Raw genomic sequence first — 26348 nt, forward strand, 5'->3', positions numbered from 1 at the left:
GTTGCCGCCCTTCCCGGCCTTTCTCCTACAGCTGGGCCTGGATCTGCGCCGCGTAGGTGGAGACGCGGGCGTAGACGCCGGGGTAACCGGCGGCCGCACAACCCTCGCCCCACGACGTGATGCCGATCAGCTTGCCGCCGGCCACGAGCGGGCCGCCGGAGTCGCCCTGGCACGTGTCGGTGCCGCCCTGGGCGTAGCCCGCGCACACCATGTGCGTGGAATTGAAGTCGCTGCCGTACGAGCCGGTGCAGCTGGAGTTGCTGGTCAGCGGCACGGTGGCCCGCAGCAGGTAGCGCGAGGCCGAGCCACCGGAGGACGTGGTGCCCCAGCCGAGGATCGTCGAGCTGGTGCCCGCGGTGTAGAGCGCGCTGTCCGCCGAGGTGGCGAACGGGATCGGGGTCTGCGACAGGTTGCGGTCGAGCGTGAGCACCGAGACGTCGTAGCCGCGGGTCACGTCGCGGTAGCTCGGGTGGATCCAGATCCTCGTGACGCGCGCGACGGTGCCCGCGGTGGAGTTCTTGTCGTCGCGGCCCGCCACGACCCGTACCGCGGACGCCGAGTCGCCCACGGTGCAGTGCGCGGCGGTGACGACCTTGTCGGGAGCGACGAGAGTGCCGCCGCAGTACTGGAAACCGCTGCTCGTGGCCAGGTAGACGACCCAGGGGTAGGTGGACGTGCTCGCGCGCGTGCCGCCGACGATCTGGGTGCCGAACTCGCCGTCGGAGGTGGGGGCCGGAGCTGCTTCGGCCACGCTGACGCAGGCCATGGACAGCGTTGCCGCCGCCAGTGCCGCGCCGAGCAGTGACCGGAGGCGGTGCAGGGTTGCCGCCATGATCATCTCCTTCTTCTGTTGTGCCCCCGGCCGCAGGGCCGGTGGTCGTTCAAGAAAGACATGTCCCCGCCGGAACCGGGTAGGGCTGGTCCGCGTAGGCCATTCGGCCGCGCGCGCCCCCGCGTGATTGGATCGACCGCGAACAACCCCGTTCCGAGAGGAAGTTGTGATGGCCCCCACGAAGCCTGAGGTCGACCCGCACGACGGCCCGGCGCCCGCCGACCTGCTGATCGAGGACATCACCGTTGGCGACGGTGCGGAGGCCACGGCCGGTCAGTTCGTCTCCGTGCACTACGTCGGAGTCTCGCACTCCACCGGCGAGCAGTTCGACGCGTCCTGGGACCGCGGCGAGGCGTTCCAGTTCCCGCTCGGTGGCGGCCGTGTCATCGCCGGCTGGGACCAGGGCGTGCAGGGCATGAAGGTCGGTGGCCGCCGCAAGCTGGTCATCCCGGCGCACCTGGGCTACGGCGACCGCGGCGCCGGTGGCGTGATCAAGCCCGGCGAGACGCTGATCTTCGTCGTCGACCTGCTGGGCGTGAACTAGTACGGTCAGCACAGCGGCGTTTCACTGGTCCGATCGGTGGAACGCCGCTGGTCTGCGTGGCCGATTTGACCCGGGGCTGGAACTGGATCGGACCCGGCTGCGTCATCCTTTGAGTCCGCCGCCGCCTCAGGAGGGAACACCGGTGCCCCAGGACATCGCCGGGTCCGAGCAGATGCTCGCGAACTGGAACCAGAACATCCAGGAACGCGCCGCCCGCTATCAGGAGATGGCGACGCGCGTGCAGGGGATGACCATCTCCGAGCGTTCCTCCGACGGTTCCATCGAGATCCTGGTCGGGTCCAACGGGATCCTGCAGAACCTCGTGATCCAGGAGTCCGCCTCCGGCAAGCGCATGGCCGAGGTGAGCGGCGAGATCATGAAGCTGCTGCAGCGCGCGCAGTCCCGGATTCCCGCACTGCTGCAGGAGGCCATGGCCGAGACCATCGGCACGCAGGACGAGACGGCCAACGTGTTGTTCAACGAGGCCAAGAAGAACTTCCCCGCGCCTCCCGCCGAGGAGCCGGTGCGCACGCCGTACGACCGCAACGAGATCAACTTCCGGGTCGAGGAGGACGCTCCGCCGCCGTCGCGGCCGACGCCGCCGCCTCCTCCCCCGCGCCGCCGCCGGCCGTCGGATGACGACGACGACTTCGGCGGGGAGTCCGTGCTCTCCTGATCTTCCTGTCCGTTGCCCGAACTTGAGGGGGTTCGATGACCGCCGGTGGTTTCAACGTCACCTCGGACGTGCTGGAAGCGCACGCCAAGGCCCTGGAGGGCCTGCACGGGCGTTTGAAGGGGGCAGTGGACGCGGCGAACACCGTGTCGATGCCGACTGACGCGTACGGGATCATCTGCCAGCCGTTCCGGATGCTGCTCGACCCCGTCGAACAGTGGGGCATGGACGCGCTGAAGGGCGCGGCGGAGGCCATGGACGCCACCGCCAAGAAGGTCACCGCGACCGCCAAGCACTACCAGGAGGTCGAGGACAAGATCACCAAGTCGCTCCAGGGCGGCGTCTGATGTCGTCGCCGAACCCGCTGGTGGCTCAGGCCCCCGCCGAGCCGTCCGGGTTCTTCAACGCCGGCACCGGTGACAACGGCTGGGCGACCGGCTTCTCCATCGCCGACTCGGCGGTGGACGCGTACAAGGGCATCTCCGAGGGCAGCTGGATCGAGGGCGGCCTCGGCGTCGTCGGCCTGGTCGCCGACGCCGCCTCGATGGCGATCGACCCGTTCGGCACCCTGCTGTCCTCCGCGGCGTCGTTCCTGATGGAACACATGCAGCCGCTGAAAGAAGCGCTCGACTGGCTGGCGGGCGACCCGCCGGTGATCCAGTCGTACTCGACGACGTGGGGCAACGTCTCGCAGGAGCTCGGCAAGGTCGCGGGCGACTACAAGGCCGCCGTCGACGGCACCGGCGAGTGGACGGGTGCCGCGGCCGACGCCTACCGCAAGGCCGCCGGCGAGCAGCTGGACGCGCTGTCCGGCGCGGCCTCCACCGCGGGTTCGGTCGGCACCGTCGTCGGCGTGATGGGCATGGTCGTCGGCTTCGTGCGCGAGATGGTGCGCGACCTCATCGCCGACCTGGTCGCGAAGCTGATCACGTGGGTGCTCGAGGCCGTGTTCACGCTCGGGTTCGGCACGCCGGTGATCGTGGCGCAGGCCGTGACCGCGATCTCGAAGTGGGCCACTCGTATCGGTGAGCTCATCCAGAAGCTCATCAAGACCATCAAGAAGGTCTCGCCGCTGCTGGGCAGGCTGGTCGAGATCTTCACGAAGATCATGAAGGTCCTCGGCAAGATCGTCGGCAAGGTCACCGGCCTGGACGTGATCTCCACCAAGTCCATCAAGCCCGGTGGTCTCTTCCAGACCACGAGCACGCCGGACCTCCCCAACGCCGGCACGCCCTCGTCTCCCGGCAGCTCGCCTTCGTCCACTCCGGACACTTCGCCTTCTTCGAACTCCCCTTCGTCGCCTTCGTCACCGTCCTCTCCGGACAGCTCGCCGACGTCGCCCTCCTCACCTTCGTCTCCGTCCTCGCCTTCGTCGCCCTCCTCGCCTTCGTCGCCCTCCTCGACGCCGGACGCGCCCTCGCGGGCCCCGGACAGCTCGTCGCCGTCGTCCGCGTCGCCCCCTTCCGCGCCTTCGCCGTCCCGCACGCCCGACAGCCCGTCGGCGCCGGACGCCCCGTCCCCGTCGCGCACCCCGGACGGCTCCGCTCCCGACTCGCCCTCACCGTCGCGGACGCCCGACAACGCCGCCGCACCGTCGGCCCCGCGCACGCCGGACGGTTCGTCGTCCGCGCCGTCGGGTCCCAGCGCACCGCCGCACGCCCCGTCCCCCTCGTCCACGCCGGACGCCCCGGCCCGCAACACGGGCCAGACCGTCCAGTCGTCCGTGGCACCGCCCGAGGCCCCGCCGCGAGCGGACGTCCCGCACGCCCCGCCGGCACCGCGCACCCCGGACGGCTCGCCCTCGGCCCCGTCCCAGGCAGGCCCGATGGGCGGCGGCGCCCCGAACGCGGGCGGCAACGCCCCGACGTCCCCGGCCCCGCGCACCCCCGACACGTCGACGTCGGCAGCCCGCGCGGACGCCCCGGCCCGCCCGTCGGCGCCCTCGGCCCCGTCGATGCCGCACACGCCCTCGGCCCCGTCGATGCCGCACACGCCTTCGTCACCGTCGATGCCCACGAGCGGCGCCCCGTCAGGCGGCATGCCGCACGCCCCGTCCACCGGCGCCCCGAACGCGGGCCGCCCCGACGCGACTCCTCCGAGCCGCGCCACCTCACCGTCGGCGGCGCCGTTCACGCCGGCCCACACCCCGTCCGCGGCGACCCCGCACGCTCCCTCGGCAGGGACCCCGCACAGCCCGAACGCACCGCACTCCCCGTCCGCACCCCCGGCACGCACGGACGCCCCGCCGAGCCGCCCGTCCAGCCCCCACGGCGGCCCCAACGCCCCGTCCAGGCCGGACGCGCCGCACAACGGCCCGACCGCACCATCTCGCGCGGACGCTCCGCCGAGCCGCCCGACCGGTCCATCCGGCCCGCACGGTGGCCCCCACGCACCGCACAGCCCCAACGCGCCGTCACGCCCCGACGCGCCACACGCACCATCGCGTCCAGACGCGCCCAATGCCCCACACGGGCCGAACGCTCCCCACGGCGGCCCGAACACACCGCATGGCGGCCCGAACCCGCCGTCGCGTCCCGACGCGCCACACGCACCATCGCGTCCCGACGCACCCAATGCCCCACACGGCCCGAACGCTCCCCACGGCGGCCCGAACACACCGCATGGCGGCCCGAACCCGCCGTCACGCCCCGACGCACCCCACGCACCATCGCGCCCCGACGCACCCAATGCCCCACACGGCCCGAACGCTCCCCACAGCGGCCCGAACACACCGCATGGCGGCCCGAACCCGCCGTCGCGTCCCGACGCACCCCACGGCGGCACCACAACGCCGTCGTCGCGACCTGACGCGCCCCACGCGCCGTCGCGTCCCGACGCACCCCACGGCGGCACCACAACGCCGTCGTCGCGACCTGACGCGCCCCACGCGCCGTCGCGTCCCGACGCACCCAATGCCCCACACGGCCCGAACGCTCCCTACGGCGGCCCCAACACGCCGCACAGCCCGAACACCCCGTACGGCCCCAACACGCCGTCCCGCCCAGACGCACCGCACAGCGGCCCGAACTCGCCGTCACGCCCGGACGCACCCCACCGGCCCGACTCCCCGTCGCGCCCGGACGGCAGCGGCCCCGGCAACCGCCCGGACGGCGCCCGCCCCGACGGCTCTCGTCCGCACAGCCCGCAAAGCCCGGACGCCCCGCGCTCCCGCGGCACCGACACGGCAGCACCCCCGCACCGCCCCGACGCCGACGCCCCGCACAAGCCGGACGCACCCGGTCACGGCCCGGACGCCGACAAGCCGCGCGACAACACCCCGGACAAGCCGCACGACAGCGACCCGAACAACCCCGACAGCCGCGACCCGGACGTCCCGCCCGCGGACCGCCCGAGCCCGGAGGAAGCGCACGCCCGGCACGCGGAAAGCACCCCGGCCGGTGTCTCGCACCACGGCGGCGACCGCGACATGGGCGACCTGCCGCACCGCGTGCCCAACGACCCGCGCTACTTCACCGCGGACGTCCACGTCACCCCGGACGGCAGGGCGCGCGTCGGCGGGCACGACTACACGCCCGCCGAGTACGCGGACATGTTGCGGCGCAGCGGCTACGACGGCAGCAGGCCCGTCCGCCTGATCGGCTGCGACGCGGGCAGCAACGACTTCGCGCAGCAGCTCTCCCGGCACCTCGACGCCCCGGTCCTCGCCCCCACGAAACCGGCCTGGACCGACAGCCACGGCCGCGTCTTCACGAGCGACGCCGAGATCCTGCCCGACGGCACCCGCCAGCCCAAGATCCCGCCCAACGGCGAGTGGGAGACCCACCACCCGGACGGCTCCAGGTCCAGGACCGGCGACGACGGCTTCGCCCCCGGCACCCACGACAAGGACAAGGACCTCGACCCGACCGACGCGAAGGACCGCGAAGGCAGGCCGATCTCCAGCGAACCGGTGCCGGGTGTGGAGAAGCAGGACCCCGTCATGCCGATGAAGGACAAGGTCCAGAACGAGCAGTACCGGGCCAAGTACTACGACGGTCCCCTGGAGGACGGCAGCTACCGCCGCAAGAACGCGACCCAGCCGGACGCCGACGACGTGGACGTGCCGATTCTCCGCCGCAACGAGAACGGTGACATCGAGCCGAAGCCGACCGACTACACGGCCTCGGACTACCGCAAGGACATCCCGGACGACGGTGCCAGGAAGGCCACGCCCGAGCAGACTGAGCGCGCGCGGGATCTGATCGAGCGCCGCGCCGAGGCCAACCGCCACGCGAACGAGGTCGAGGCGAGGTACCAGAAGGCAAAGGAAGACGGCACGCTCACCGACGAGCTCCAGCAGGAGCGCACCGATGCGCACCGCGACCGCACGAACCGCGGCGAGGACCTCGGCGAGCACGCGGCCAGCGACGCGATCGAGGACATGTACCGGGACTCGGATCTCACTCCCGTGCCGCGTCAGACCGCCTACGACGGCGCCGGCAGCTTCGACCAGGTCTACGAGATCAAGGACGCGGACGGGAACACCGTCAAGTACGTCGTCGTCGAGGCGAAGGGCCCGAACGCGGACCTCGGTGTCCGTCAAGGTCTCGACGGCAAGAACTACGAGCAGGGACACCCGAAGTACGTCGAGAGCCTTCTGGAGAACATGCGCCGGCGTGGCGACGGCGACCTCGCCGACGAACTGGAAGCCGCCGCTCTCGGAGGCGACCTCGACTACCTGGTGGTCAAGGCGAAGGTCGCGCACGACACGATCGAAGTACCGGGAGCCGACGGCACCCCCGAGAAGACCAAGGTGCCGAAGTACGGTGGGTACGATCGCAGGCACTTCGACCTTTCCGGCTACGGCGCATAAGGGAGTCCTTCGGTGCGAGTCGTCGCCCGTCACGACATCGACCAGCAGTGGGCGGACCAGCAGGCCGCCGGCCTGGCGAAGAAGACGCAGGTCTTCATCGACCTGGTCGCGAAGAACCCGCGAGCGCTGAACAGCGTGACCAACCGCGCGCTGATGGAGTTCGAGTACCACACCGCGGGAGACCCGACGGCGACGTGGTTGCCGACCTGGGAAAGCGTCGTGCTGGCGATGCAGGCGAGCTCCGCCATCTTCGTCACCGCGCTCGCGGACGGTGGCGAGGCGCAGTTCCGGTTGCGCGACAAGGACTGGCGCATCCCGGGCACGGGCCCGACCATCGACACCGACGCGGGCAACTGGCTGAGGGCGTTGTGGCTGGCCATGATCTGCCGGGAGAAGCCGCGCGTCGACGTCCTGGCCTCGGTGCCGGAAGAGGTGCTCCGCGGGTCCGGCGCCGACTTCGACGACTACATCTACCACTGGGTGAAGGCGCTGCAGCTCTACTGGCGGGGCGAGGACGGTCTGGTCGACGCCCTCCTGGCCGCCATGCAGGGAACCGAACCCGACTCGTTGCGGGTGGCGGCTCCCGAGCTGGTGCTGGAACTGCTGTACCCACCGATCGAGCTGTTCTACCTCTTCACCCAACGAGACGAGGCGAAGTTCAACGACTCCCTCGTTCGTGCACTCGAACTGCACCAACGGTTCTGGACGAAGGACGACGACCGCAGGGGTGACCCGAACGGGTTCGTCTCGATCCCGCTCCTGGCGATCGCCGCACTCGCCAAGGACGCCGGCATGACGATCGACGTCGAGTCGGAGTACCTGCCGAAAACCCTGGTCGACGGCAACTGGGTCGGCGAGTTCCCCACGTGATCCTGATCAGCGCGTCTCTCGTGGTCGCCATCGCCCGGCGTACCCGTACAACGGCACATGGCCGCACGAGGGGCTGACCGGACCGCATCCGTGCAGCTCTCCGGCCGCTTCGACCAAGGGCCTCCGCTCTCGCCGGAGAACCTCACCCAGCGCGAGGACGTGAGGTTCAACGACTCGCTCGCCAAGGCCCGGTCCGGACCGGGCGCGCGTCGACCTAGGCTGGACCCGCACTCCGGGGCGGGGTGTCCGCACCGGCACGAGGTGGCCCCGGCCTGCTCCGGCGAGCAGGGACCGACTGAGACATCGACGGGAACCACAGGGCCCCACACCCACTCAGAGTGTGGTGAACGACGCGCGGTGTGTGACCGGCCCGCACGCGTCGCGGTGGCCCGATAAGATCAGCGGGCTTTCACGGGGAGAGGGGCGAGAACCACATGAGCCAGCCGGCTACACCGCTGAGCGAGCAGGACCAGCAGCAGTTGGTGCGGCAGATCGGCCGTGCCATGCTGCCGGCCGTACCGCAGGGCTGGCAGCGCATCCGGGCCGAGTACCGCGCCGCGGGCAGGCACATCGAGGTCGACCTGGCGTTCGCCGGGCCCGATGGCCAGCTGCGACCGGTGCGGCCGCCGATGGACGTCGTGCAGATGTTCGGGCACCTGCGCGGGGGCATGTACCACCCCGAGCGCGGCACGTGGCTGAGCGCGACGTACGAGATCGAGGCGCCCGCGGCGTTCACGGTGGACTTCAACGCCGAGGACGAACCGCGCTGGCGCAACGCGCCGCCGCCCATCGGTTTCCGCGACGAGCTGCAGACGTTCCCGCGGCCGGACCGGCAGATCCCGGACTGGTGGCGCCAGCGCGTCGGCCTGCCGCCGCTGCCCGCGCCCGAGCCCGAGCCGGAACCCCAGCAGCAGCCACAGCAGCCGCCGCAGGAGTTCCAGGCGCCGGCCGCCCAGCCGCAGGCCGGTTCGGGTGAGCTGCGCACGGCCCGCGTGTACGACGGCAAGAACGACGACGGCCGCATCGTGGTGAACCGTCAGCCGGTCGACCCGCAGGTGCTCGACGGTCTGCTGAACTACCTCGAGTCGGCGCCGGTCGTGCTGGCCGCGCGCAGCTACGACCTCGACGAGTTCTCGCAGAGCGGTGAGCAGGACGTGCCGCTCAACTTCCGCACCGACGGCACGTGGATCTGGGCCGGCGCCGTTCCGCACTACCTGCGCAAGTACGGCCTGCCGCCGGAGCCGGAGCTGGTGGCGCACGCGGTGGCGCGCGGCTTCCAGATCGCCGAGGTGACCGAGCAGACGCAGGACCGGGCGGTCTCGATCATCACGGGACAGAGCTAGTCGAGGGTTCGCAGGTACGCCTCTCCCCGCGGGGAGAGGCGATACCCCACTTCGAGTGACTCGGTGAGCCCCTTTGCCTTGAGCTTGCGGACGTCCGCCTTGAACGGCAGCTTCTCGCGACCGATCGAGGCGGCCAGGTCCGCGGCCCGCACGCCGGGTTTGGCCGCGATCAGGCGCAGCAACGCGAGAGCGTCCTCCCGCAGCTCCAGTCCGTCCACATCGGACGACGAACGCAGCTCGGCGCGCGGGTCCTCGCCCACGAAACGCAGGCGGATCCGGTAGAGCGAGCCCTCCCGTCCGTCCACTGAGGACTTCAGCGCGGTCACGGTCGGGAACCCGGCCGCCACCGCCTCGGCCCGCGACACCCGCGACACGACGTCCACCGCGTCGATCGCCAGGACGCCCTGCGACGTCCGCAACGTCCCGCCGGCGCGCACGGTCGGCCGCTTCCACCGCCGGAACTGCAGCGTGATCTCGCCGGACCGGATCCGTTCCCAGTCAGCCACTCGGATCAGCACCGAACGAGGGTCTCAGGTTGCCGGCCCCGGCGACAGCCGAGACGATCCTGGACCATGCAACGCTGGTGGCTCTTCACGGTGCGCGGGGTGTTCGCGGTCCTGTTCGGGCTGGCCGCCCTGATCTGGCCCGGCCTCACCCTGCTCGCGCTGATCATCCTGTGGGGCGCCTACGCGCTCTTCGACGGCGCGATGATGCTGTACCTGACGCTGACGCACAAGGAGTGGCCCGCGCGCTGGGCACTCGGGCTCATCGGCGTGCTCGGCCTGGTCACGGGCTTGATCGCGTTGTTCTGGCCGGACATCACCGCGACGGCGCTGCTGCTCCTCATCGCGGTGTGGGCGCTCGTCACCGGCGTGCTGCAGATCGTCGACGCCATCCGCCTGCGCAAGGTGATGACGAACGAGTGGTTCTACATCGTCACCGGCGCGCTGACGGTGCTGCTCGGCATCATCCTCGTCGTGAACCCGGCCGCGGGCGCGCTGGCGTTCGTGATCACCATCGGCGTGTTCGCGATCCTGTGGGGTGTGGTGCTGGTGCTGTTCAGCCTGCGGTTGAAGCAGCTCGACGGCGGTCTCGCACCACGCGCACCGCAAGCGTGACCAGCACGGCGACCCCGATGAACACGTAGAGGTTGCCGATCAGCTGCTGCCACCACGCCCAGTCGCGCTCGACGTCGTTGTCGCGCGGGAACAGCCAGTGCGGCCCGATGGCGAACACCGCCACGATCGCCCACGACGCCCAGTGGCGGCGCAGCGCGGGCCGTGCGAGCAGCACGAGCGCGGGCGCGATCCACACCCAGTGGTGGCCCCACGACACGGGCGAGATCAGCAGGCCGCCGATCGCCACGACGAAGAACGCCTCGATCTCGCCGAGCTGCGAGGCCAGCCACCACACCGTCGCCACGACCAGAAGCGCCAGCACGAGCCACACGCCGACCTGGGCGCCGTTCTCCAGGCCGAAGCGCGCGAGCGTGCCGCGAATGGCCTGGTTGGACGCGTAGGTGAGGCGGCCGACACGGCCCGGGTCGAGCAGCGCGTGCGTCCAGTACTCCTTCGCATCGCCGAACGAGACGAGGAACCCCACCAGCACGAAGAAGAAGAACGACCCGATGGACACGAACACGGGCTTCCACTGCCGTCGCGCCACGAAGAACAACGCGAAGAACGCCGGCGTCAGCTTGATCGCGGCCGCCAGTCCGATCAACGCGCCGCGCGGCCACCAGCGGGTGCGTTCGAGCAGGCAGTCGGCCATCACCAGCAGGCCCAGCAGCAGGTTGATCTGCCCGAACCACAGCGTCTCGCGCAGCGGGTCGAAGATCGACGACACCGCCGCCGCGCCCAGCCCCCACTTGACCGCGTCCGGACCCCAGCCGACCACCCGGCTCGCCGCGATCAGGCACAACCCCGTGAGCATCGCGAGGTTCGCCACCGCCACCGCGAAGATCGCGACACCCAGCGGCACGAGCGCCAGCAGGCTGAACAGCACGGCCGCGATCGGCGGGTACGTGAAGGGCAGGTCGGGCCCGCCGAGCGGTGTGGCGAAGCCCTCGGCGTACAGCGGGATGTCCTTGAGGAACGCCGCGCCGCCGTTGCGGTAGACGCGCAGGTCGAGCGACCACCCCGGCGGGCGGAGCATGACGTAGGTGACTGTGGCGACCATGACGGCGGACCACGCCACCACGACCCGCTTGGCGGTGCGGTCGAGCTGCATCGGGGAATGGTATCGATGTGCCACATGAGGCCCACGTCACCGGTCCGGACCGGGGATTCTAACGTAGCGTCGTCATGTGAGCGCACAACGTCAACCGTTCCTGTTTAGACCGTTCGTAGGGCGCACAGATGCGCACGCACGGGCTATTCTGTGCGCATGAGTCCAGCCTTGGAGACGGTGCTGGCCAAGGCCGGCCTGCAGGTGAGTCCCGACGAGTTCCTGGCCCTCGTGTCCGACGCGGCACGCAGGCTGGCCCCGCCACACCCGGAACCGGCCACCTACTTCACGCCGGACCAGCAGGCGGCGCTGACCGACGTGGGCCTCGACCTCTCGCCCGCGGGCCCCGGCGACGCCAAGCCACGCACCCGCACGGTCGTGGCGCACGCGGTGCTGCGCGACTCGGCGCTGACCGTGAACGAGGCCGCGCGCCAACTCCAGGTGGACACCAGCCGCATCCGGCACCGCCTCGGCGTCGGCAGGCTCGTGGGCTGGAAGGACAGGGGCAGCTGGCGCCTGCCCGCGTGGCAGTTCGCGGGCACCGGCGTCCTACCGGGCCTGGAAACCGTCCTGGCGGACATCCCGACGGACCAACCGGCACTCGTGGTAGCCGCGTTCATGACCACCCTCCAGGAGGACCTGCCCGTCGACGGCAAGCCCGCGACCCCGCGCGACTGGCTCCTCGCAGGAGGAGACCCGCGCCGAGTCGGCATCCTGGCCTCCACGCTCGGCACACCTGCCTGAGCGTTCCCGAACACCCGACAGGACCCGAATGTCACGGCTTCCGCAGCCGCCTGCCCCTGCCGTGCTCCAAGCGCACCTGCGCCGCACCGAGGACGTGGTGGCGGTGCACCGGGCGACCCGCCTGGTCCGCGTCTTCACCGCGAAGGGCTCCCACCCCCAGCGCTGGAACACGTTCCGCTACACGGGCCCACTCCCCCACGCGCGCTTCGACGCACAACAACCGGCCGACGACGGCAGCCCGGTCCAGGACCACGAGAACGGCGTCCTGTACTTCGGCCTCTCCGTCCGCACGTCGATCGCCGAGGTATTCCAGGCGACGTCGATCGTGGACCGCCGCACCCGCTCGCCGTTCCTGGTGGTGCTCCGGCCTCGCCGTACTTTGATGTTGCTGGACCTGGGCGGGTTGTGGCCCACTCGCGTCGGGGCCTCGCAGGAGATCTCGACGGGGCCGAAGATCGTGACTCAGGCGTGGTCGCGGGCGATCCGGGCGGCCTATCCGGAGCTGGACGGGCTTTGGTACCGGTCTTCGATGGACTCCGGGGATCCGGCGATCTGTCTTTGGGACCCGCCCGGAGCTTCCGGGCTGCCTGCGGCGCCGGACGTGTTGCTGCCGCTGGACCATCCGGGTCTGGATCTGCCGTTGGCGCGCGTGTGCGAGGAACTGAACTACACACTGCTCGGGTGAGCACGCACAACGAGGTCAACGGGCCGGTTTACGGCAAGGTCTTCCAGGCCCACAACCTGATCTACAACGAGCAGCCGGAACAACGCTCGCCGATCGCCCTGTACTACCCGTACATCCACGTTCAGGACAACCTGTGGTTGAAGTACGCGGCGTTGTACTGGCCCAGGATCACCCGGCTGGTGCCGAACACCTATCGCACAACCGATTCCTCGGTCGCGGAGGCGTTCGTCCGCGCGGGTGTGCTCAGTGACCTCGAGCCGGGCCACCTGGAAGGGCATCAGTGGATGTTCTTCCGCATGGTCGAAGAACGCTCGGACGACCTGCGTGCTCGCTACAGCGTCCGAAACCTCGACCGATGGCCTGCTCAGAACAGGCACGCGGCAGCGGGAGAGGGCGCCGACCCGCGACTCATCTACCTGCACCCGCAGAAGTTCGACAGGTTCGTCTTCGAACGTTTGCTGGCGAGCGACCTCGGGGTGTTGCACACCGCCGATGACGGCAAATGGATCGGCATGCACCCCGATCTCGCCAACGTGTACATCTGCCAGCTCGTGGAATTCCTGGCGAGGAGGGAGTGGCTGCACCCGGTGACCGACGATCCTCTGGCCCACGACGCCTCGCTGGGCTGGGACCTCGAACGCATGGCAGAGGTCCTGCTCGACATCCCGCGACGCCCCCGGCAACGCGATGCCACGCAACAGTTCGTGGAAGCCGCAGTGCACACCGTTGTGCCGGAAGGCCTCGCCGGCGTTCCGGTCGAGAAGATCCTCGAACTGCGCGAGACCTTCCCCAAGGAGTTCCACCGCTTCCGCGCCCACATCGGTGACCGGTTCACCGAGCTGAAAGCGGACAGGACGACAAAACTGCACATCGACGTGGCCGTGGACGAGCTCGTCCGCGCCGAGCTCGTCGAGTTGGAGGACAAGCTCCGTTCGATCAAGCTGGTCCCGCGCCGCGTCCGCGTGTGGCTGAAAGCGGACCCGGAGCGGGAGTCACCTGTCGGCTGGCTGTTCCGAGCGGGTCAGGCCTTGAGGTAGCGGTCCCACCACTCCAGCACCGCGTCGAACCGCTGCTTCCGGTGCCGAGGCTGCCCGGACCGGGTCAACTCGTGCCCCTCACCCGGGAAGATCAGCATCTCCGTCTCCACACCACGCCGCTTCAACGCCACGAACATGCGCTGCGCCTGTTCCAGCGGGCAGCGCCAGTCGTGCTCGGAGTGGACGACGGCGAACGGCAGGTTGATCTTCTCGGCGTAGGTCAGCGGTGACATCGCGCGCTGTGCCTCGGGGTCGGTGCCGCAGTAGGCGTCGGCGAAGAAGTAGCCGATGTCCGAGGAGCCGCCGAACGAGTCCCAGGCGTTGACGGCGCGTTCGCTCCAGGCCGCCTTGAAGCGTTCGCCGTGGTGCGCGGACAGCCACGAGGTCATGAAGCCCCCGTAGGAGCCGCCCATCACGCCGACTCGTTCGGGGTCGCAGTCCTCGCGGGCGAGCGCTACGTCCAAAAGGGACAGGACGTCGTCCACGTCCACCGTGCCGAACTTGCCGATCACCGCCTGGCCGTGGGCCTGGCCGTAGCCCGCCGAGCCGCGCGGGTTCGGGAGCACGACGGCGTAGCCCGCGGTGGCGTAGACCTGGGCCTCGTCGAAGAAACCCCAGCTGTGGTACATGAACGGGCCGCCGTGCACGGCCATGACGACCGGGTGCGGGCCGTCGCCTTCGGGCAGCACGAGCCAGCCGTGCACCGGGTAGCCGTCGGAGGCGGAGCCGGAGAGCTCGACGACTCGGCGGGTGGGGACCGACGAGAACGCCGTGCGGACACCGGTTCCGACGAACTCGACCTGACCGACGTCGTCCGGAGTGGACACGACCGCGACCACAGTGGACCCGTCGGTCGCGAACGAACGGACGGCGGCCGAGGAACCCGCGAGCACCTCGCCGGGCCCGCCGTCGAACGGGATTCGCTGCAGTTCCAACGCGCCGCGGTTGCGCACGACCAGGAGCACGCCCGACGAGTCGGCGACGGGCTGGCCCGAAAGCCGTTCCACGTCGACGGTTTCGACGTCGGTGAGCCGGACGGGAGCGGAACCGTCCACCGGCGACTTCCACAGGCCGTGGTTGCGCGCGACCGCATCGATGCCGGTGAACTCGGTGCCCAGCCAGTAGAGCGAGCCGTTGGCGACGAACGGCATCGAGACCTCGCCGGCGCCGCGCACCAGCAGTGAGACCTCGCCGCCGGCGGCGGGAACCGTGTACAGGTCGGAGTGCAGGGTCTCGGAGACGCCGAGGTCGCGCGGGGCGACGAACACCAGCGTCGAGTCGTCGAGCCAGGCCGGGTCGGAGACGTCGTGCGCGCCGTCGGTGACCTCGATGACGGCACCGTCGAGGTCCACGACGTGCAGGCGCGGGCGGCGGTCGGCGAGGAAGCCGACGTCGTCGACGCGGTAGTCCAGGCGCGTGATGCGGCGCGGCGCCTCGGACTCCGGGCCGTCGTCGGTGGTCCCGTAGCGGCCGGCTTCGGGTACGCGGGCCACGAAGACGAGGCGTGACGAGTCCGGCGACCACACCGGGGCACCGGCGCCGAGCGGCAGGTCGGTCAGCCGGCGAGGCTCGCCGCCGTCCACCGGGACGACGTAGAGCTGCGGCTTCGACTTTCCGCTGACGCGCAGGAACGCGACCAGCTTGCCGTCGGGAGAAATGCGCTGCGCATTGTCACGATCACCGTGCGTCCACGGTGATGTCGTGCCATCCGGGAACACCCGGTGCAGACCGCCCCGGTAGGTGTTCTTGTCGAGGTCGGGCGTGGTGATGCTGACCAGCACCAGGTCTCCGGACACGGCGACGGTGCCGGGCGTGGTGAGCAGCTGCAGGTCTTCAGGGCGCACGGCGTGGACGCTAACAGAACTTGTTAGCAACGCTCAGAGTTATTTGTTGACCGATCACAAAAATTGACTCAGCGCATAGATTCCCGCGTATGACGCGCATCGTGTTCTCTGGGGGCAGGGTCTTCACCGGCCGGGCGACGGAGCCCGGCGACGTGGTGGTCGAGAACGACCGCATCGTCGACGTCGGCATCGGGCTCGACGGCGACACCGTGGTCGACGCGACCGGCCACACGATCCTGCCGGGACTGTTCGACTGCCACGTGCACTTCATGTTCAGCGGCGCCGACCTGGTGCGGTCGCTGAACACGCCGTTCTCGCTGCCGTTCTACGAGGCGATCGGGAACATGAAAGCGACGCTGCAATGCGGCATCACGACGGTCCGCGACGCGCTCGGCGCGGACCTCGGTGTCGCGGAGGCGGTGCGGCGCGGTCTGGTCCAGGGCCCGCGCATGCAGATCGCGGTCAACATGGTCTCGCAGACCGGCGGCCACAACGACGACTGGATGCAGTGCGGCGCCCACATCTCACCGCCGCTGCACCCCGGTCTGCCGGACACCGTCGCCGACGGTCCCGAGGAACTGCGCAAGGTCATCCGCACGCTGGTCCGCCACGGCGCCGACATCATCAAGATCGCGTCGAGCGGTGGCGTGATGTCCCCGCGCAGCAACCCCCGCCACGCGCACTTCCGCGACGAGGAGATCGCGATGATCGTGCAGGAGGCCAATGCCGCGGGCATCGCGGTGATGTCGCACGCCATGAGCGGCGACGGCATCCTCACGGCCGTGCGCAACGGCGTGCGGTCCATCGAGCACGGCGTGTTCCTCACCGATGAGGGCGTCGAGGAAATGCTCAAGAACGGCACGTGGCTAGTGCCGACGTTGATGGCCCCGCGCATGGTGCTCGACCAGGCCGCGGCCGGCATGGCGATCTCGGACGTCATCCTCGACAAGGCCAATGCCGTTGTCTCGCAACACTTCCAGTCGTTCCAGAAGGCGCACGAGGCGGGCGTGAAGATCGCGATGGGCACCGACTCCGGCGTCGGTCCGCACGGCGACAACCTCAACGAGCTGACGCTGATGGTCGAGTACGGCATGTCCCCGGCCGAGGCGCTCCACGCCACCACCACGTCCGCCGCCGAGCTCATGCGCCTCGGAAACGAACTCGGCGAGCTCGCACCGGGCAAGCTCGCCGATCTCGTACTCGTGGAGGGTGACGCCGAGCAGCACGTGAAGGCCGGAACGCTGAAGCAGGCCGTCCGCGCCGTCTACCAGAACGGCGTCTCCCAGTTGTAGCTAGTGGTGGGCGTCCGCATCGGCGCCGATGTGCTTCACGGAATCCGGGTCGCGACGCACCTTGAGCAGGCTGGCGATCGTCGTGATCGCCAGCACGCCGATGATCACCGACAGGGAGACCTCGATGCCGATCGTCGGCACGTGGAAGGGCTCGCCGCCGTTGAGGAACGGCAGGGTGTTGGTGTGCAGGGCTTCCAGGATCAGCTTGACGCCGATGAAGCCGAGGATCACCGAAAGGCCGATCGACAGGTAGACGAGCTTCGCGAGCAGGCCGCCGAGCAGGAAGTACAGCTGGCGCAGGCCCATCAGCGCGAACGCGTTGGCCGTGAACACCAGGAACGGCTCCTTGGTGAGGCCGAAGATCGCGGGGATCGAGTCGAGCGCGAAGAGCAGGTCGGTGGAGCCGATCGCGACCATCACGATGAACATCGGGGTCACGTAGCGCTTGCCGTCGATCTTGATGAACGAGTTCGAGCCGTGGTAGTCGTTGGTCACCGGGAAAACCTTGCGCACCATGCGCAGCATCAGGTTCTCCTTGTACTCCTCTTCCTCGTCGTGGTTCTCCCGCGCCAGCTGCCAGCCGGTGTAGATGAGGAACGCACCGAAGATGAAGAAGACCCAGCTGAACTTGGCGATGAGCGCCGCGCCGGCCGCGATGAAGATGCCCCGCATGACGAGCGCGAGCACGATGCCGATCAGCAGCACCTTGTGCTGGTGGATCGCGGGCACCTTGAACGTCGTCATGATGATCAAGAAGATGAAGAGGTTGTCGACGCTCAGGGAGTACTCGGTGATGTACCCGGCGAAGAACTCCGTCGCGTACTGACCACCTGAGAAGTACCAGATGCCGAGGCCGAAGACGGCGGCCATCGCCACGTAGAAGATCACCCAGCGGGCGGCTTCACCGATCGTCACCTCATGGGGTTTCCGATCGACGATCACCAGGTCCACGGCGAGCAGAAGGAGCAGACCACCGATCGTCGCGAGCCACATCCATGCGGGGACGTTCACAACCCAACCTCCGGGATTCTCAGCGCATGCCAGATAAACCCGGAGGTCTCCTCCGCCGCCGAGATGTTCTCTCGAACGACCAACGGCACCGGGAGCTCCATGCTGAGCTCCGTACTGACGACACCGCTGCTTAGGGAGTACTCCCCTCCATGCTGCGTCAATATTGTGCTCTACGAAGAGCGGTTAGCGCCACACAGGGTGAGCAGACGCACGCGACCAGGTGCGATGGGAATACCCAGCGTGTCGTTCGGGTTGAGCGGACCACTACCTGAAGCCCTGCTGAAGATCCACTGATGCTGAGACCGCCACCGGATCCCGACAGGACGTTCTCAGCAAAACTCGCATATCGTCAGCGGCGTGTCCCGCCTCTCCCGCCTTCGCGGCAGGTGGACGATCCCCGCATTGATCGTGGTACTCGCCCTCGTCGCAGGTGGCGTGTACTTCACTCGATCCGGAGACGACCCCGTAGCCGTTTCCTTCAAAGAAGCGAACATCGACGCACCTGAGAGCGCTGACAGCGCCCAGACGGTGACGATCGAGACGCGCCTCTACCTCCCACAGCAGACGCCCGCGCCCGCGATCATGCTCGCGCACGGCTTCGGCGGCAGTTTGCGCAGCGTGCACACGCAGGCCGAGGAGTTCGCCCGGCGCGGATTCGTCGTCCTGACGTGGTCCGCGCGTGGTTTCGGCCGCAGCACGGGCCAGATCGCGCTGAACTCCGTCGACCGCGAGGTCCGCGACGCGCAGAAGCTCCTCGACTTCCTCGGCACACGTGACGAGGTGGAGAAGGACAGCGGTGGCGACCCCCGCGTGGGCGTGACAGGCGCGTCGTACGGCGGTGCGCTGTCACTGCTGCTCGCGGGCGTCGACAAGCGCGTCGACACACTCGTCCCCGTCATCACCTACAACGACCTCGCGCAGGCGCTGCTGCCGAACTCGGCGCTGGCGACACCGCGAGCGGACGCCACCCCGTCCGCCACGGCGTTCGGTGAGGACGGTGTCTTCAAGCGTTCGTGGGCGGGCATCTTCTTCTCCGCGGGCATGACGTCGATCGACCTCTCGTCGCCCACGGGTGACGCGCCCGAGCAGGGCCAGCGGGAACCGAGCCAGAACTCCGTGCAGGCACCTCAGCAGCAGCCAGGGGGCAGCTCAGGCGCCCAGGGCCAGCAGCCGCCCACACCTTCGCTGGGTGCGTGCGGCCGCTTCACGCCCGAGGTCTGCGCCGCCTACACCGAGGTCGCCACGAAGGGCCGTGCCTCGCAGCAGACGCTCGACCTGCTGCGCAAGTCGTCCCCCGTGGCCGTGACCGACCAGATCAAGCAGCCGACGATGCTGGTGCAGGGCGAGCAGGACACCCTGTTCGGTCTCGACCAGTCCGACGCCACCGCGCGCCAGATCGCCGCGGCCGGCGCCCAGGTCAAGATGGTCTGGTACGCGGGCGGCCACGACGGCGGCAACCCCGGCACCGCGCTGCGCGGCGAGATCGCCGACTGGATGGACTTCCACCTGCGCGGCAGGGGCACCGACCCCGGTACGGGCTTCGAGTACACGGTGCAGGGCGCGTTCCGCTCGTCCGGCCAGCCGTCGCTGCGCACGGTCGTCGCGCCGTCGTACCCCGGTCTCGCCCAGGGCTCCTCCACCGAGCGCAAGACGCTGAAGCTCAGCGGGCGCGAGCAGGTCGTGGTGAACCCGGCGGGCGGCAACCCGGCGTCGATCAGCAACCTGCCGGGCCTGGGTTCGGCGCTGTCGCGGTCGTCGGCGATCTCGTCGCGGCTGTCGCTCGACATGCCGGGCCAGGCCGCGGTGTTCACCTCGGACGCCCTGGACTCGCAGGTGCTGCTGACCGGGTCGTCCACGGTGAAGCTGCGCGTCGCGCGCGGTGACCAGAGCTCCGGTGAGGCGATCCTGTTCGCGAAGCTCTACGACGTCTCCGCGGACGGCACCCGCACGCTGCCCGGCTCGATCGTCGCGCCGTTCCGCGTGGCGCTGCCGCCGGACGGTTCCGCCGCCGAGGTGACGGTGACGCTGCCCGGCGCGGTCCGTCCCGTCGAGAGCGAGCACAAGCTGGCTCTCGTGGTGTCGACGACGGACCAGGCGTTCGCGAACGCCGAGCAGCCCGCCGCGTACCGGATCTCGCTGGCCTCCGACGAGATCTCGGTTCCCGTGGTGTCCGGCCGCAACGTCACCGAGGGCTTCCCGACGGGAGCCCTGTGGGGCATCGCGATCGCACTGCTCGTGCTGATCGGCTCGGGCATCGTCGCGATGTTCCGCCGCCGCATGGCGCAGGACTCCGATCCCGACCTCGCCGAGGTGCCGCTGGTCATCTCGAACCTGACGAAGGCCTACCCCGGCGGCGTGACCGCCGTGAAGGACCTCTCGTTCCGGGTCGAGCACGGCATGGTCCTCGGGCTGCTCGGCCCCAACGGCGCCGGCAAGACCACGACGCTGCGCATGGTGATGGGCCTGATTCACCCGTCCGAGGGCCACATCCGGGTGTTCGGCCACAAGGTCACGCCGGGCGCTCCGGTGCTGTCGCGCATCGGGTCGTTCGTCGAGGGATCCGGCTTCCTGCCGCACCTCTCCGGCGCCGCGAACCTGCACCTGTACTGGGCGGCGACGGGCCGGCCGGTGGACGAGGCGCACTTCGACGAGGCGCTGGAGATCGCGGGCCTCGGCAAGGCGGTGCACCGCCGCGTGCGCACGTACAGCCAGGGCATGCGCCAGCGGCTGGCGATCGCCCAGGCCATGCTCGGCCTCCCGGACCTGCTGATCCTGGACGAGCCGGCCAACGGCCTCGACCCGCCCCAGATCCACCAGATGCGCGAGGTCCTGCGCCGCTACGCCGCGGCGGGCCGCACGGTCGTCGTGTCGTCGCACCTGCTGGCCGAGGTCGAGCAGACCTGTTCGCACGTGGTCGTGATGCACAAGGGTCAGCTCGTCGCCGCCGGCGAGGTGGCCGACATCGCGGCGGGAGGCGGCGAGGCGACGTTCCGCGTCGACTCCCCCTCGAAGGCAGCCGATGTCCTGCGGGGTCTCGAAGGCGTGCACGACGTGCACGAGGACGAGGACGCCGTGCACGCGTCGATGAACGGCGTCCCGCGCTCCGTCGCACTGACCGCTCTCGTGGCGGCCGGTGTTGCGGTGGACCAGGCGGGCCCGCGACGCAGGCTGGAAGACGCGTTCCTGGAGCTGGTCGGTGAATGACTTCCTGATGGCAGCGGCGTCCGCCACGGCGGACGCCCCGAACCCCGCCGCCGTCGAGGTGCTGGCCGAGGCCGGCCTCGACGTGGCGGACGAGATCGCGGCGACGCCCGCGTTCGCACCCGTGCGGACCGCCAACCCGAACCGCACGAAGGCACCAATCCCGCAGGAGGTGGACCGGTGAACGAGAACAGCGTCCACACCGACCCAGGCGCGCTCAAGGACCTCACCGACGCCGCCGCCCAGCAGCACACCAAGGTGGCGCCGGACGGTTCGTCGGTCGGCTACAAGGCACGCCGCACGCTCCGCATCCACGTGGAGCTGCAACGGCAGATCCGCCGCCGCAGGACCCAGCTCGTGCTGGCCTTCCTGGTGCTGCTGCCGTTCATCCTCGCGGCGAGCTTCGAGATCGGGCAGTCCGACCCGAACCGCCGCTCCGGCGGCTTCGTGGACCTCGCGACCGCCAGCGGCATCAACTTCGTGGTGCTCACGCTGTTCGTGAGCAGCAGCTTCCTGCTGCCGATGATCGTGGCGCTGTTCTTCGGCGACACGATCGCGTCCGAAGCGTCGTGGTCGAGCCTCAAGTACCTGCTCGCCGCACCGATCCCGAGGCACCGCCTGCTGCGCCAGAAGGCCATCAGCAGCGGCCTGCTCAGCGTCTTCGCCCTGGCTCTGCTCCCCGCGGTGGCCCTGGGCGTGGGCGTCGCCTGGTACGGCACGGGCGAGGTGGTGAGCCCGACCGGCGAGGCCGCCCCGTTCGGCGACGGCGTGCTCGCCATGGCGTTCGCCGTCATCTACATCTCGATCAACCTGTTCTGGGTGGCGGGCCTCGCGATGTTCCTGTCCGTGTCCACCGACGCGCCTCTCGGCGCGGTCGGCGGCACGGTGCTCGTCTCGATCGTGTCGCAGATCCTCGACCAGATCGAGCCGCTCGGGGACCTGCGCAACTACCTGCCGACGCACTACGCGATGGCGTGGGCCGACCTGCTCTCGACCGACATCGACTGGTCGGAGATGGCGCGCGGCACGTTCTCCGCGCTCGCCTACGGCGGCATCTTCACGCTGCTCGCGGCACGGCAGTTCAAGACGAAGGACATCACGAGCTAGCTCACGCAGAACTCGTTGCCTTCAGGGTCGAGCATCACGACCCAGTGGCCCGTCTGGTCGTTGTGCTCACGCACCCGCGTGGCACCCAGCGAAACCAGGCGGGCCACTGCGTCGAGACCCGGCCGGATGTCGAGGTGGACGCGGTTCTTCGCGGTCTTGCCCTCGGGCACGCGCTGGAACAGGAACCGCGGCCCCTTGCCGTGCGGATCGATGATCGCCGCGTAGTCGTCCACCGAGTCGAACGGGATGTTGTTCTTCACCGCGAACTCCTCCCACGTGGCGAAGCCGGGAGGCGGCGGCTGCGGGACGTAACCGAGTGCCTGCGCCCAGAAGTCGGCGAGCTTGGGCGGGTCGGCGGCGTCGAACGAGATCTGCATTTCCGTTGCCATGCGGCCACCGTAGAGACCAATGCGGACAACCACTGTCCGGAGTAGCGTGCCCTCCCATGTCACGTCCTGTGCACTTCGAGATCCACGCCGCAGATCCCGAGCGAGCGCGGAACTTCTACTCCTCCGTCTTCGGCTGGAAGATCGAACAGTGGGGCGACATCCCCTACTGGACCATCGTGACCGGCGACGACGACCAACCCGGCGTGAACGGCGGCCTGCTCCCCCGCCGAGGCCCGGACCCGGCCCCGGACGCACCGGTCCACGGCTACGTCATGACGATCAGCGTGGCCGACATCGACGTGGCCATCGCCGCGATCGAGGTCAACGGCGGCACCGTGGCCCTGCCCAAGGACGAGATGCCCGGCGTGGGCCTGCTCGCGTACTACAAGGACACCGAGAACAACATCTTCGGCATCATCCAGCCGGAAGAACGCTAGACAGCGGGCCGCCTCCCCTTGGGCAACCGAGCGACGACGGCCTCGTAGGAGCCGTCGACCAGCTCCAGCAGGTCGTCGTCGGGCACAGACCCCTTGAGCGCGATGGTGTTCCAGCCGTACCGCCCGACGTACCCGCTCACCGTGACGTCACCGGGAAAGCGCTCTCGCCACACCGAGGCGGCCTCGGCGTCGGCACCGCACTTCAACCCGACGGTGTGCACGTCAAGCCCGATGAAGGCGAACGCCTTCCCACCGACCTTGCACACCAGTTCGGTCTCGCCCCACGGATACGTCTCCTCGGCGCCAGGCTTGCCGGCGCAGTAGACGATCAACTCATCCAGTGTCACAACAGGATTATCGCGCGCCGAACACGGCAACGAAACGAGTGAGCAACCGGGCGAAGAGCACCCGCTCCTCCTCACTCCAGTCCGCCATGGCGACAGCACAGGCACTTTGCCGGGCCCGATGCAGCTCAGCGGACGTGGCCCGCCCCCGAGGCGTCCGCACGAGCAACACCCGCCGCCCGTCGGCCTTGTCCGCGATCCTCGCCACCAACCCGGCCTCGACAGCACTGGTCACGAGCTTGCTGGCACGAGGCTGATCGACGTGCAAAGCCAAGGCAACACTGGAAACCGTGGCCTGGGCCCCAGTCCGTTCAGCGGTCTCCACAACATCTAGTACGTCGAACGCAGGCACAGCCAACTCGGCCAAGGCCCGACGAGACTGACTACGCCGCACAGCGATCAGCGCCTGCTCCACCGCGGCAAGGTGGGAGTCCACATCCACCCCGAGATCATGGCCGCCCACGGCCCTGACGAAAGCAGTCCGCGAACATCTCACCCCAGAGGGCGATTTACGTGCGAGGCGCGAATCGTTACAAGCGCACAGGACTACGCACCGCACACAGCGATCTAACCCACCGCACGCAACACGTCTCCACAGTGGACAGGCCAGAGCACGCTCGAAGTGAAAGCGAGCAGTCGATCCTCGCGGAGTGTCGGGAGCCTGAGGGCAGAGCCCTCAGGCAACGCACGCAACCGCAAGGCGACCGCCTGCGCACGAGACAGGCAGCCGCCAGCGAGCCAGGGGAACGGACTTACGAAACCCGTGCGCCCAGGATCACTTGACCCCGGCCGCGTCCATCCCCCGCAGCTCCTTCTTCAGATCCTGAATCTCGTCCCGCAACCGGCCGGCCAACTCGAACTGCAGATCCCGGGCAGCGTTCATCATCTGATCGGTCAGCGACTGCACCAGATCAGCCAACTCGGACCGAGCCATCCCAGCTCGCTCAGCCGAAGCCACCACCCCGGAAGACCGGCCGCTCTCCCCGGCGGCCCGCTTGCCCCGGGACTGGTTCCGCCCGGACCCGCCGACCGGGACCTCGTCCTCGATCTCGGAGTACACGGCCTCCAGGATGTCGGTGATCTTCTTCCGCAACGGCTGCGGGTCGATCCCCCGCTCGAGGTTGTACGCGACCTGCTTCTCACGCCGCCGGTTGGTCTCCTCGATCGCGTGCCGCATCGAGTCGGTGATCCGGTCCGCGTACATGTGGACCTCACCGGACACGTTGCGGGCGGCACGGCCGATCGTCTGCACCAAGGAGGTCCCCGACCGCAGGAAGCCCTCCTTGTCGGCGTCCAGGATCGCCACCAGCGACACCTCGGGGAGGTCGAGGCCCTCTCGCAGCAGGTTGATGCCGATCAGCACGTCGTAGTCGCCGAGACGGAGCTGGCGCAGCAGCTCCACGCGGCGCAGGGTGTCGACCTCGGAGTGCAGGTACCGGACCCGGATGCCCAGCTCCAGCAGGTAGTCCGTCAGGTCCTCGGCCATCTTCTTGGTCAGCGTGGTGACCAGCACGCGCTCGTCGCGCTCTGCCCTTTCGCGGATCGAGTGCACCAGGTCGTCGATCTGGCCCTCGGTCGGCTTCACGACGACCTCGGGGTCGATGAGACCGGTGGGGCGGATGACCTGCTCGACGAACTCGCCGCCGGCCTGGCCCATCTCGTACGGGCCCGGGGTGGCCGACAGGTACACGACCTGGCCGATGCGGTCGGCGAACTCCTCCCACGTCAGCGGGCGGTTGTCCATCGCGGAGGGCAGCCGGAAGCCGTGCTCCACGAGGTTGCGCTTGCGGGAGGCGTCGCCTTCGTACATGCCGCCGATCTGCGGCACCGTCACGTGCGACTCGTCGATGACCATCAGGAAGTCGTCGGGGAAGTAGTCGATCAGCGTCGCCGGTGCCGTGCCGGCGCCACGGCCGTCGATGTGGCGCGAGTAGTTCTCGATGCCGTTGCAGAAGCCGACCTGCTTCATCATCTCCAGGTCGTACTGGGTGCGCATGCGCAGGCGCTGGGCCTCGAGCAGCTTGCCCTGGCGCTCCATCTGCGCGAGCGTCGTCTCCAGCTCCGCCTCGATGTCGCGGATCGCGCGCTCCATGCGCTCCGGGCCCGCCACGTAGTGCGTCGCGGGGAAGATCCGGAGCTCGGAGACCTCCTTCACCACGTCGCCGGTGAGGGGGTGGAGGTAGAAGAGCTTGTCGATCTCGTCGCCGAAGAACTCGACGCGGATGGCGAGCTCCTCGTAGGACGGGATGATCTCGACCGTGTCGCCGCGCACGCGGAACGAGCCGCGGGTGAACGACATGTCGTTGCGGGTGTACTGGACGTCGACCAGCAGGCGCAGGAACGCGTCGCGGTCGACCTCCACACCGGTCTCCAGCGGGATCGAGCGGTCGAGGTACGACTGGGGCGTGCCCAGGCCGTAGATGCACGACACGGACGCGACCACGATGACGTCGCGCCGGGTCAGCAGCGACATCGTGGCCGAGTGGCGCAGGCGCTCGACGTCGTCGTTGATCGAGGAGTCCTTCTCGATGTACGTGTCCGTCTGCGGGATGTACGCCTCGGGCTGGTAGTAGTCGTAGTAGCTGACGAAGTACTCCACCGCGTTGTGCGGGAAGAGCTCCTTCAGCTCGTTCGCCAGCTGGGCGGCCAGGGTCTTGTTCGGCGCCATCACCAGCGTCGGGCGCTGCAGCTTCTCGACCAGCCACGCCGTGGTCGCCGACTTGCCGGTACCCGTGGCACCGAGCAGCACGACGTCGCGCTCGCCGGAGCGCACGCGCCGTTCCAGGTCGGCGATGGCCGCCGGCTGGTCGCCCGCCGGCTGGTAGTCGCTGACCACGCGGAACTGCCCGTCGGTGCGTTCGATGTCGCCGACGGGACGGTGCTCGGAGTGCGCCTTGACGGTGCTTTCCTCTGGCGGGAGCTCGGTTGCGAAAGCCACGGGAAGCACGTTACGCCG

General features: G+C 69.4%; 24 protein-coding genes. 15 read left to right on the plus strand and 9 right to left on the minus strand.

The features are described from left to right. Positions 1–25: 25 nt before the first annotated feature. Entirely contained in the window at positions 26–832 is an 807-nt protein-coding gene (locus DFR72_RS20180) for a S1 family peptidase (RefSeq protein WP_090067826.1), read from the minus strand. Between the two features lie 169 nt (positions 833–1001). Here DFR72_RS20180 and DFR72_RS20185 point away from each other — a divergent pair, with 169 nt between their 5' ends. The 6 genes from DFR72_RS20185 to DFR72_RS20220 all read left to right on the plus strand — a co-directional run bounded on the left by DFR72_RS20185 (position 1002) and on the right by DFR72_RS20220 (position 9075). Continuing rightward, positions 1002–1376, plus strand: coding sequence for an FKBP-type peptidyl-prolyl cis-trans isomerase (locus DFR72_RS20185; protein WP_090067824.1), 375 nt, complete (start codon positions 1002–1004; stop codon positions 1374–1376). A 142-nt stretch (positions 1377–1518) separates the two neighbouring features. Further along, positions 1519–2052 (plus strand): YbaB/EbfC family nucleoid-associated protein, encoded by a 534-nt coding sequence (locus DFR72_RS20190; protein ID WP_090067822.1) that lies wholly within the window; start codon positions 1519–1521, stop codon positions 2050–2052. Positions 2053–2087: 35 nt separating this feature from the next. Next, entirely contained in the window at positions 2088–2396 is a 309-nt protein-coding gene (locus tag DFR72_RS20195; protein ID WP_090067820.1) for a type VII secretion target, read from the plus strand. Further along, positions 2396–6862: a hypothetical protein gene (locus tag DFR72_RS45005; protein ID WP_147290334.1), complete on the plus strand. Its 4467-nt coding sequence runs from the start codon at positions 2396–2398 to the stop codon at positions 6860–6862. The genes DFR72_RS20195 and DFR72_RS45005 overlap by 1 nt, the downstream gene beginning before the upstream one ends. 12 nt (positions 6863–6874) lie before the next feature. Further along, a complete protein-coding gene (locus DFR72_RS20215) occupies positions 6875–7732 on the plus strand; it encodes an immunity 49 family protein (RefSeq protein ID WP_211335465.1) in 858 nt (285 codons plus the stop codon). Between the two features lie 434 nt (positions 7733–8166). Next, positions 8167–9075 carry a hypothetical protein gene (locus DFR72_RS20220; RefSeq protein ID WP_090067810.1) on the plus strand — a complete coding sequence of 303 codons (909 nt, stop codon included), beginning with the start codon at positions 8167–8169 and terminating at the stop codon, positions 9073–9075. Here the strand turns inward: DFR72_RS20220 and DFR72_RS20225 are convergent. Continuing rightward, positions 9072–9593, minus strand: a complete 522-nt coding sequence (locus DFR72_RS20225) for a hypothetical protein (protein WP_090067807.1) — start codon at positions 9591–9593, stop codon at positions 9072–9074. The genes DFR72_RS20220 and DFR72_RS20225 overlap by 4 nt on opposite strands. Before the next feature lie 54 nt (positions 9594–9647). On the opposite strand from DFR72_RS20225, the gene DFR72_RS20230 reads away from it, so the two are divergent. After that, positions 9648–10193 (plus strand): HdeD family acid-resistance protein, encoded by a 546-nt coding sequence (locus tag DFR72_RS20230; RefSeq protein WP_090067805.1) that lies wholly within the window; start codon positions 9648–9650, stop codon positions 10191–10193. Here DFR72_RS20230 and DFR72_RS20235 read toward each other — a convergent pair. Then, entirely contained in the window at positions 10135–11304 is a 1170-nt protein-coding gene (locus DFR72_RS20235) for a glycosyltransferase 87 family protein (RefSeq protein ID WP_090067803.1), read from the minus strand. The genes DFR72_RS20230 and DFR72_RS20235 overlap by 59 nt on opposite strands. Before the next feature lie 156 nt (positions 11305–11460). Between DFR72_RS20235 and DFR72_RS20240 the strand changes: the two genes are divergently transcribed. From DFR72_RS20240 to DFR72_RS20250, 3 genes are read left to right on the plus strand one after another with little or no spacing between them, the layout of a single operon-like run. Next, complete coding sequence (locus DFR72_RS20240; protein WP_090068021.1) at positions 11461–12045, plus strand: DNA-binding protein; 585 nt, start codon at positions 11461–11463, stop codon at positions 12043–12045. Positions 12046–12073: 28 nt separating this feature from the next. After that, positions 12074–12730: an RES family NAD+ phosphorylase gene (locus DFR72_RS20245; RefSeq protein ID WP_090067801.1), complete on the plus strand. Its 657-nt coding sequence runs from the start codon at positions 12074–12076 to the stop codon at positions 12728–12730. Beyond that, a complete protein-coding gene (locus DFR72_RS20250; protein ID WP_090067799.1) occupies positions 12727–13767 on the plus strand; it encodes a DUF6236 family protein in 1041 nt (346 codons plus the stop codon). The genes DFR72_RS20245 and DFR72_RS20250 overlap by 4 nt, the downstream gene beginning before the upstream one ends. Here the strand turns inward: DFR72_RS20250 and DFR72_RS20255 are convergent. Continuing rightward, positions 13752–15611 (minus strand): S9 family peptidase, encoded by a 1860-nt coding sequence (locus DFR72_RS20255; RefSeq protein ID WP_090067797.1) that lies wholly within the window; start codon positions 15609–15611, stop codon positions 13752–13754. The two genes, DFR72_RS20250 and DFR72_RS20255, sit on opposite strands and share 16 nt — an antisense overlap. Before the next feature lie 89 nt (positions 15612–15700). Between DFR72_RS20255 and DFR72_RS20260 the strand changes: the two genes are divergently transcribed. Continuing rightward, positions 15701–16903, plus strand: a complete 1203-nt coding sequence (locus DFR72_RS20260) for a metal-dependent hydrolase family protein (RefSeq protein WP_090067795.1) — start codon at positions 15701–15703, stop codon at positions 16901–16903. Here the strand turns inward: DFR72_RS20260 and DFR72_RS20265 are convergent, their stop codons facing one another. Next, positions 16904–17914 (minus strand): TerC family protein, encoded by a 1011-nt coding sequence (locus DFR72_RS20265; RefSeq protein ID WP_090067793.1) that lies wholly within the window; start codon positions 17912–17914, stop codon positions 16904–16906. A gap of 357 nt (positions 17915–18271) precedes the next feature. Here DFR72_RS20265 and DFR72_RS20270 point away from each other — a divergent pair, with 357 nt between their 5' ends. From DFR72_RS20270 to DFR72_RS20280, 3 genes are read left to right on the plus strand one after another with little or no spacing between them, the layout of a single operon-like run. After that, positions 18272–21118: an alpha/beta fold hydrolase gene (locus tag DFR72_RS20270; protein WP_090067791.1), complete on the plus strand. Its 2847-nt coding sequence runs from the start codon at positions 18272–18274 to the stop codon at positions 21116–21118. After that, on the plus strand, positions 21111–21299 hold the full coding sequence (locus DFR72_RS20275; RefSeq protein WP_084401629.1) for a hypothetical protein: 189 nt from the start codon (positions 21111–21113) through the stop codon (positions 21297–21299). The genes DFR72_RS20270 and DFR72_RS20275 overlap by 8 nt, the downstream gene beginning before the upstream one ends. Next, a complete protein-coding gene (locus DFR72_RS20280; protein ID WP_090067790.1) occupies positions 21296–22222 on the plus strand; it encodes an ABC transporter permease in 927 nt (308 codons plus the stop codon). The genes DFR72_RS20275 and DFR72_RS20280 overlap by 4 nt, the downstream gene beginning before the upstream one ends. On the opposite strand, the gene DFR72_RS20285 is transcribed toward DFR72_RS20280, so the two are convergent. Continuing rightward, positions 22219–22611 carry a VOC family protein gene (locus DFR72_RS20285; protein WP_090067787.1) on the minus strand — a complete coding sequence of 131 codons (393 nt, stop codon included), beginning with the start codon at positions 22609–22611 and terminating at the stop codon, positions 22219–22221. The two genes, DFR72_RS20280 and DFR72_RS20285, sit on opposite strands and share 4 nt — an antisense overlap. Before the next feature lie 56 nt (positions 22612–22667). Here DFR72_RS20285 and DFR72_RS20290 point away from each other — a divergent pair, with 56 nt between their 5' ends. Further along, positions 22668–23048: a VOC family protein gene (locus DFR72_RS20290; protein WP_090067785.1), complete on the plus strand. Its 381-nt coding sequence runs from the start codon at positions 22668–22670 to the stop codon at positions 23046–23048. Here DFR72_RS20290 and DFR72_RS20295 read toward each other — a convergent pair. The 3 genes from DFR72_RS20295 to uvrB form a co-directional block, all read right to left on the minus strand. Beyond that, complete coding sequence (locus DFR72_RS20295; protein ID WP_090067783.1) at positions 23045–23395, minus strand: MmcQ/YjbR family DNA-binding protein; 351 nt, start codon at positions 23393–23395, stop codon at positions 23045–23047. The genes DFR72_RS20290 and DFR72_RS20295 overlap by 4 nt on opposite strands. A gap of 7 nt (positions 23396–23402) precedes the next feature. Then, positions 23403–23834 (minus strand): MarR family winged helix-turn-helix transcriptional regulator, encoded by a 432-nt coding sequence (locus tag DFR72_RS20300; protein WP_342768660.1) that lies wholly within the window; start codon positions 23832–23834, stop codon positions 23403–23405. A gap of 333 nt (positions 23835–24167) precedes the next feature. Further along, complete coding sequence (gene uvrB, locus DFR72_RS20305) at positions 24168–26330, minus strand: excinuclease ABC subunit UvrB (protein ID WP_090067781.1); 2163 nt, start codon at positions 26328–26330, stop codon at positions 24168–24170. Positions 26331–26348: the final 18 nt, after the last annotated feature.

This window comes from Lentzea flaviverrucosa, from assembly GCF_003350445.1.
Lineage (GTDB): Bacteria > Actinomycetota > Actinomycetes > Mycobacteriales > Pseudonocardiaceae > Lentzea > Lentzea californiensis.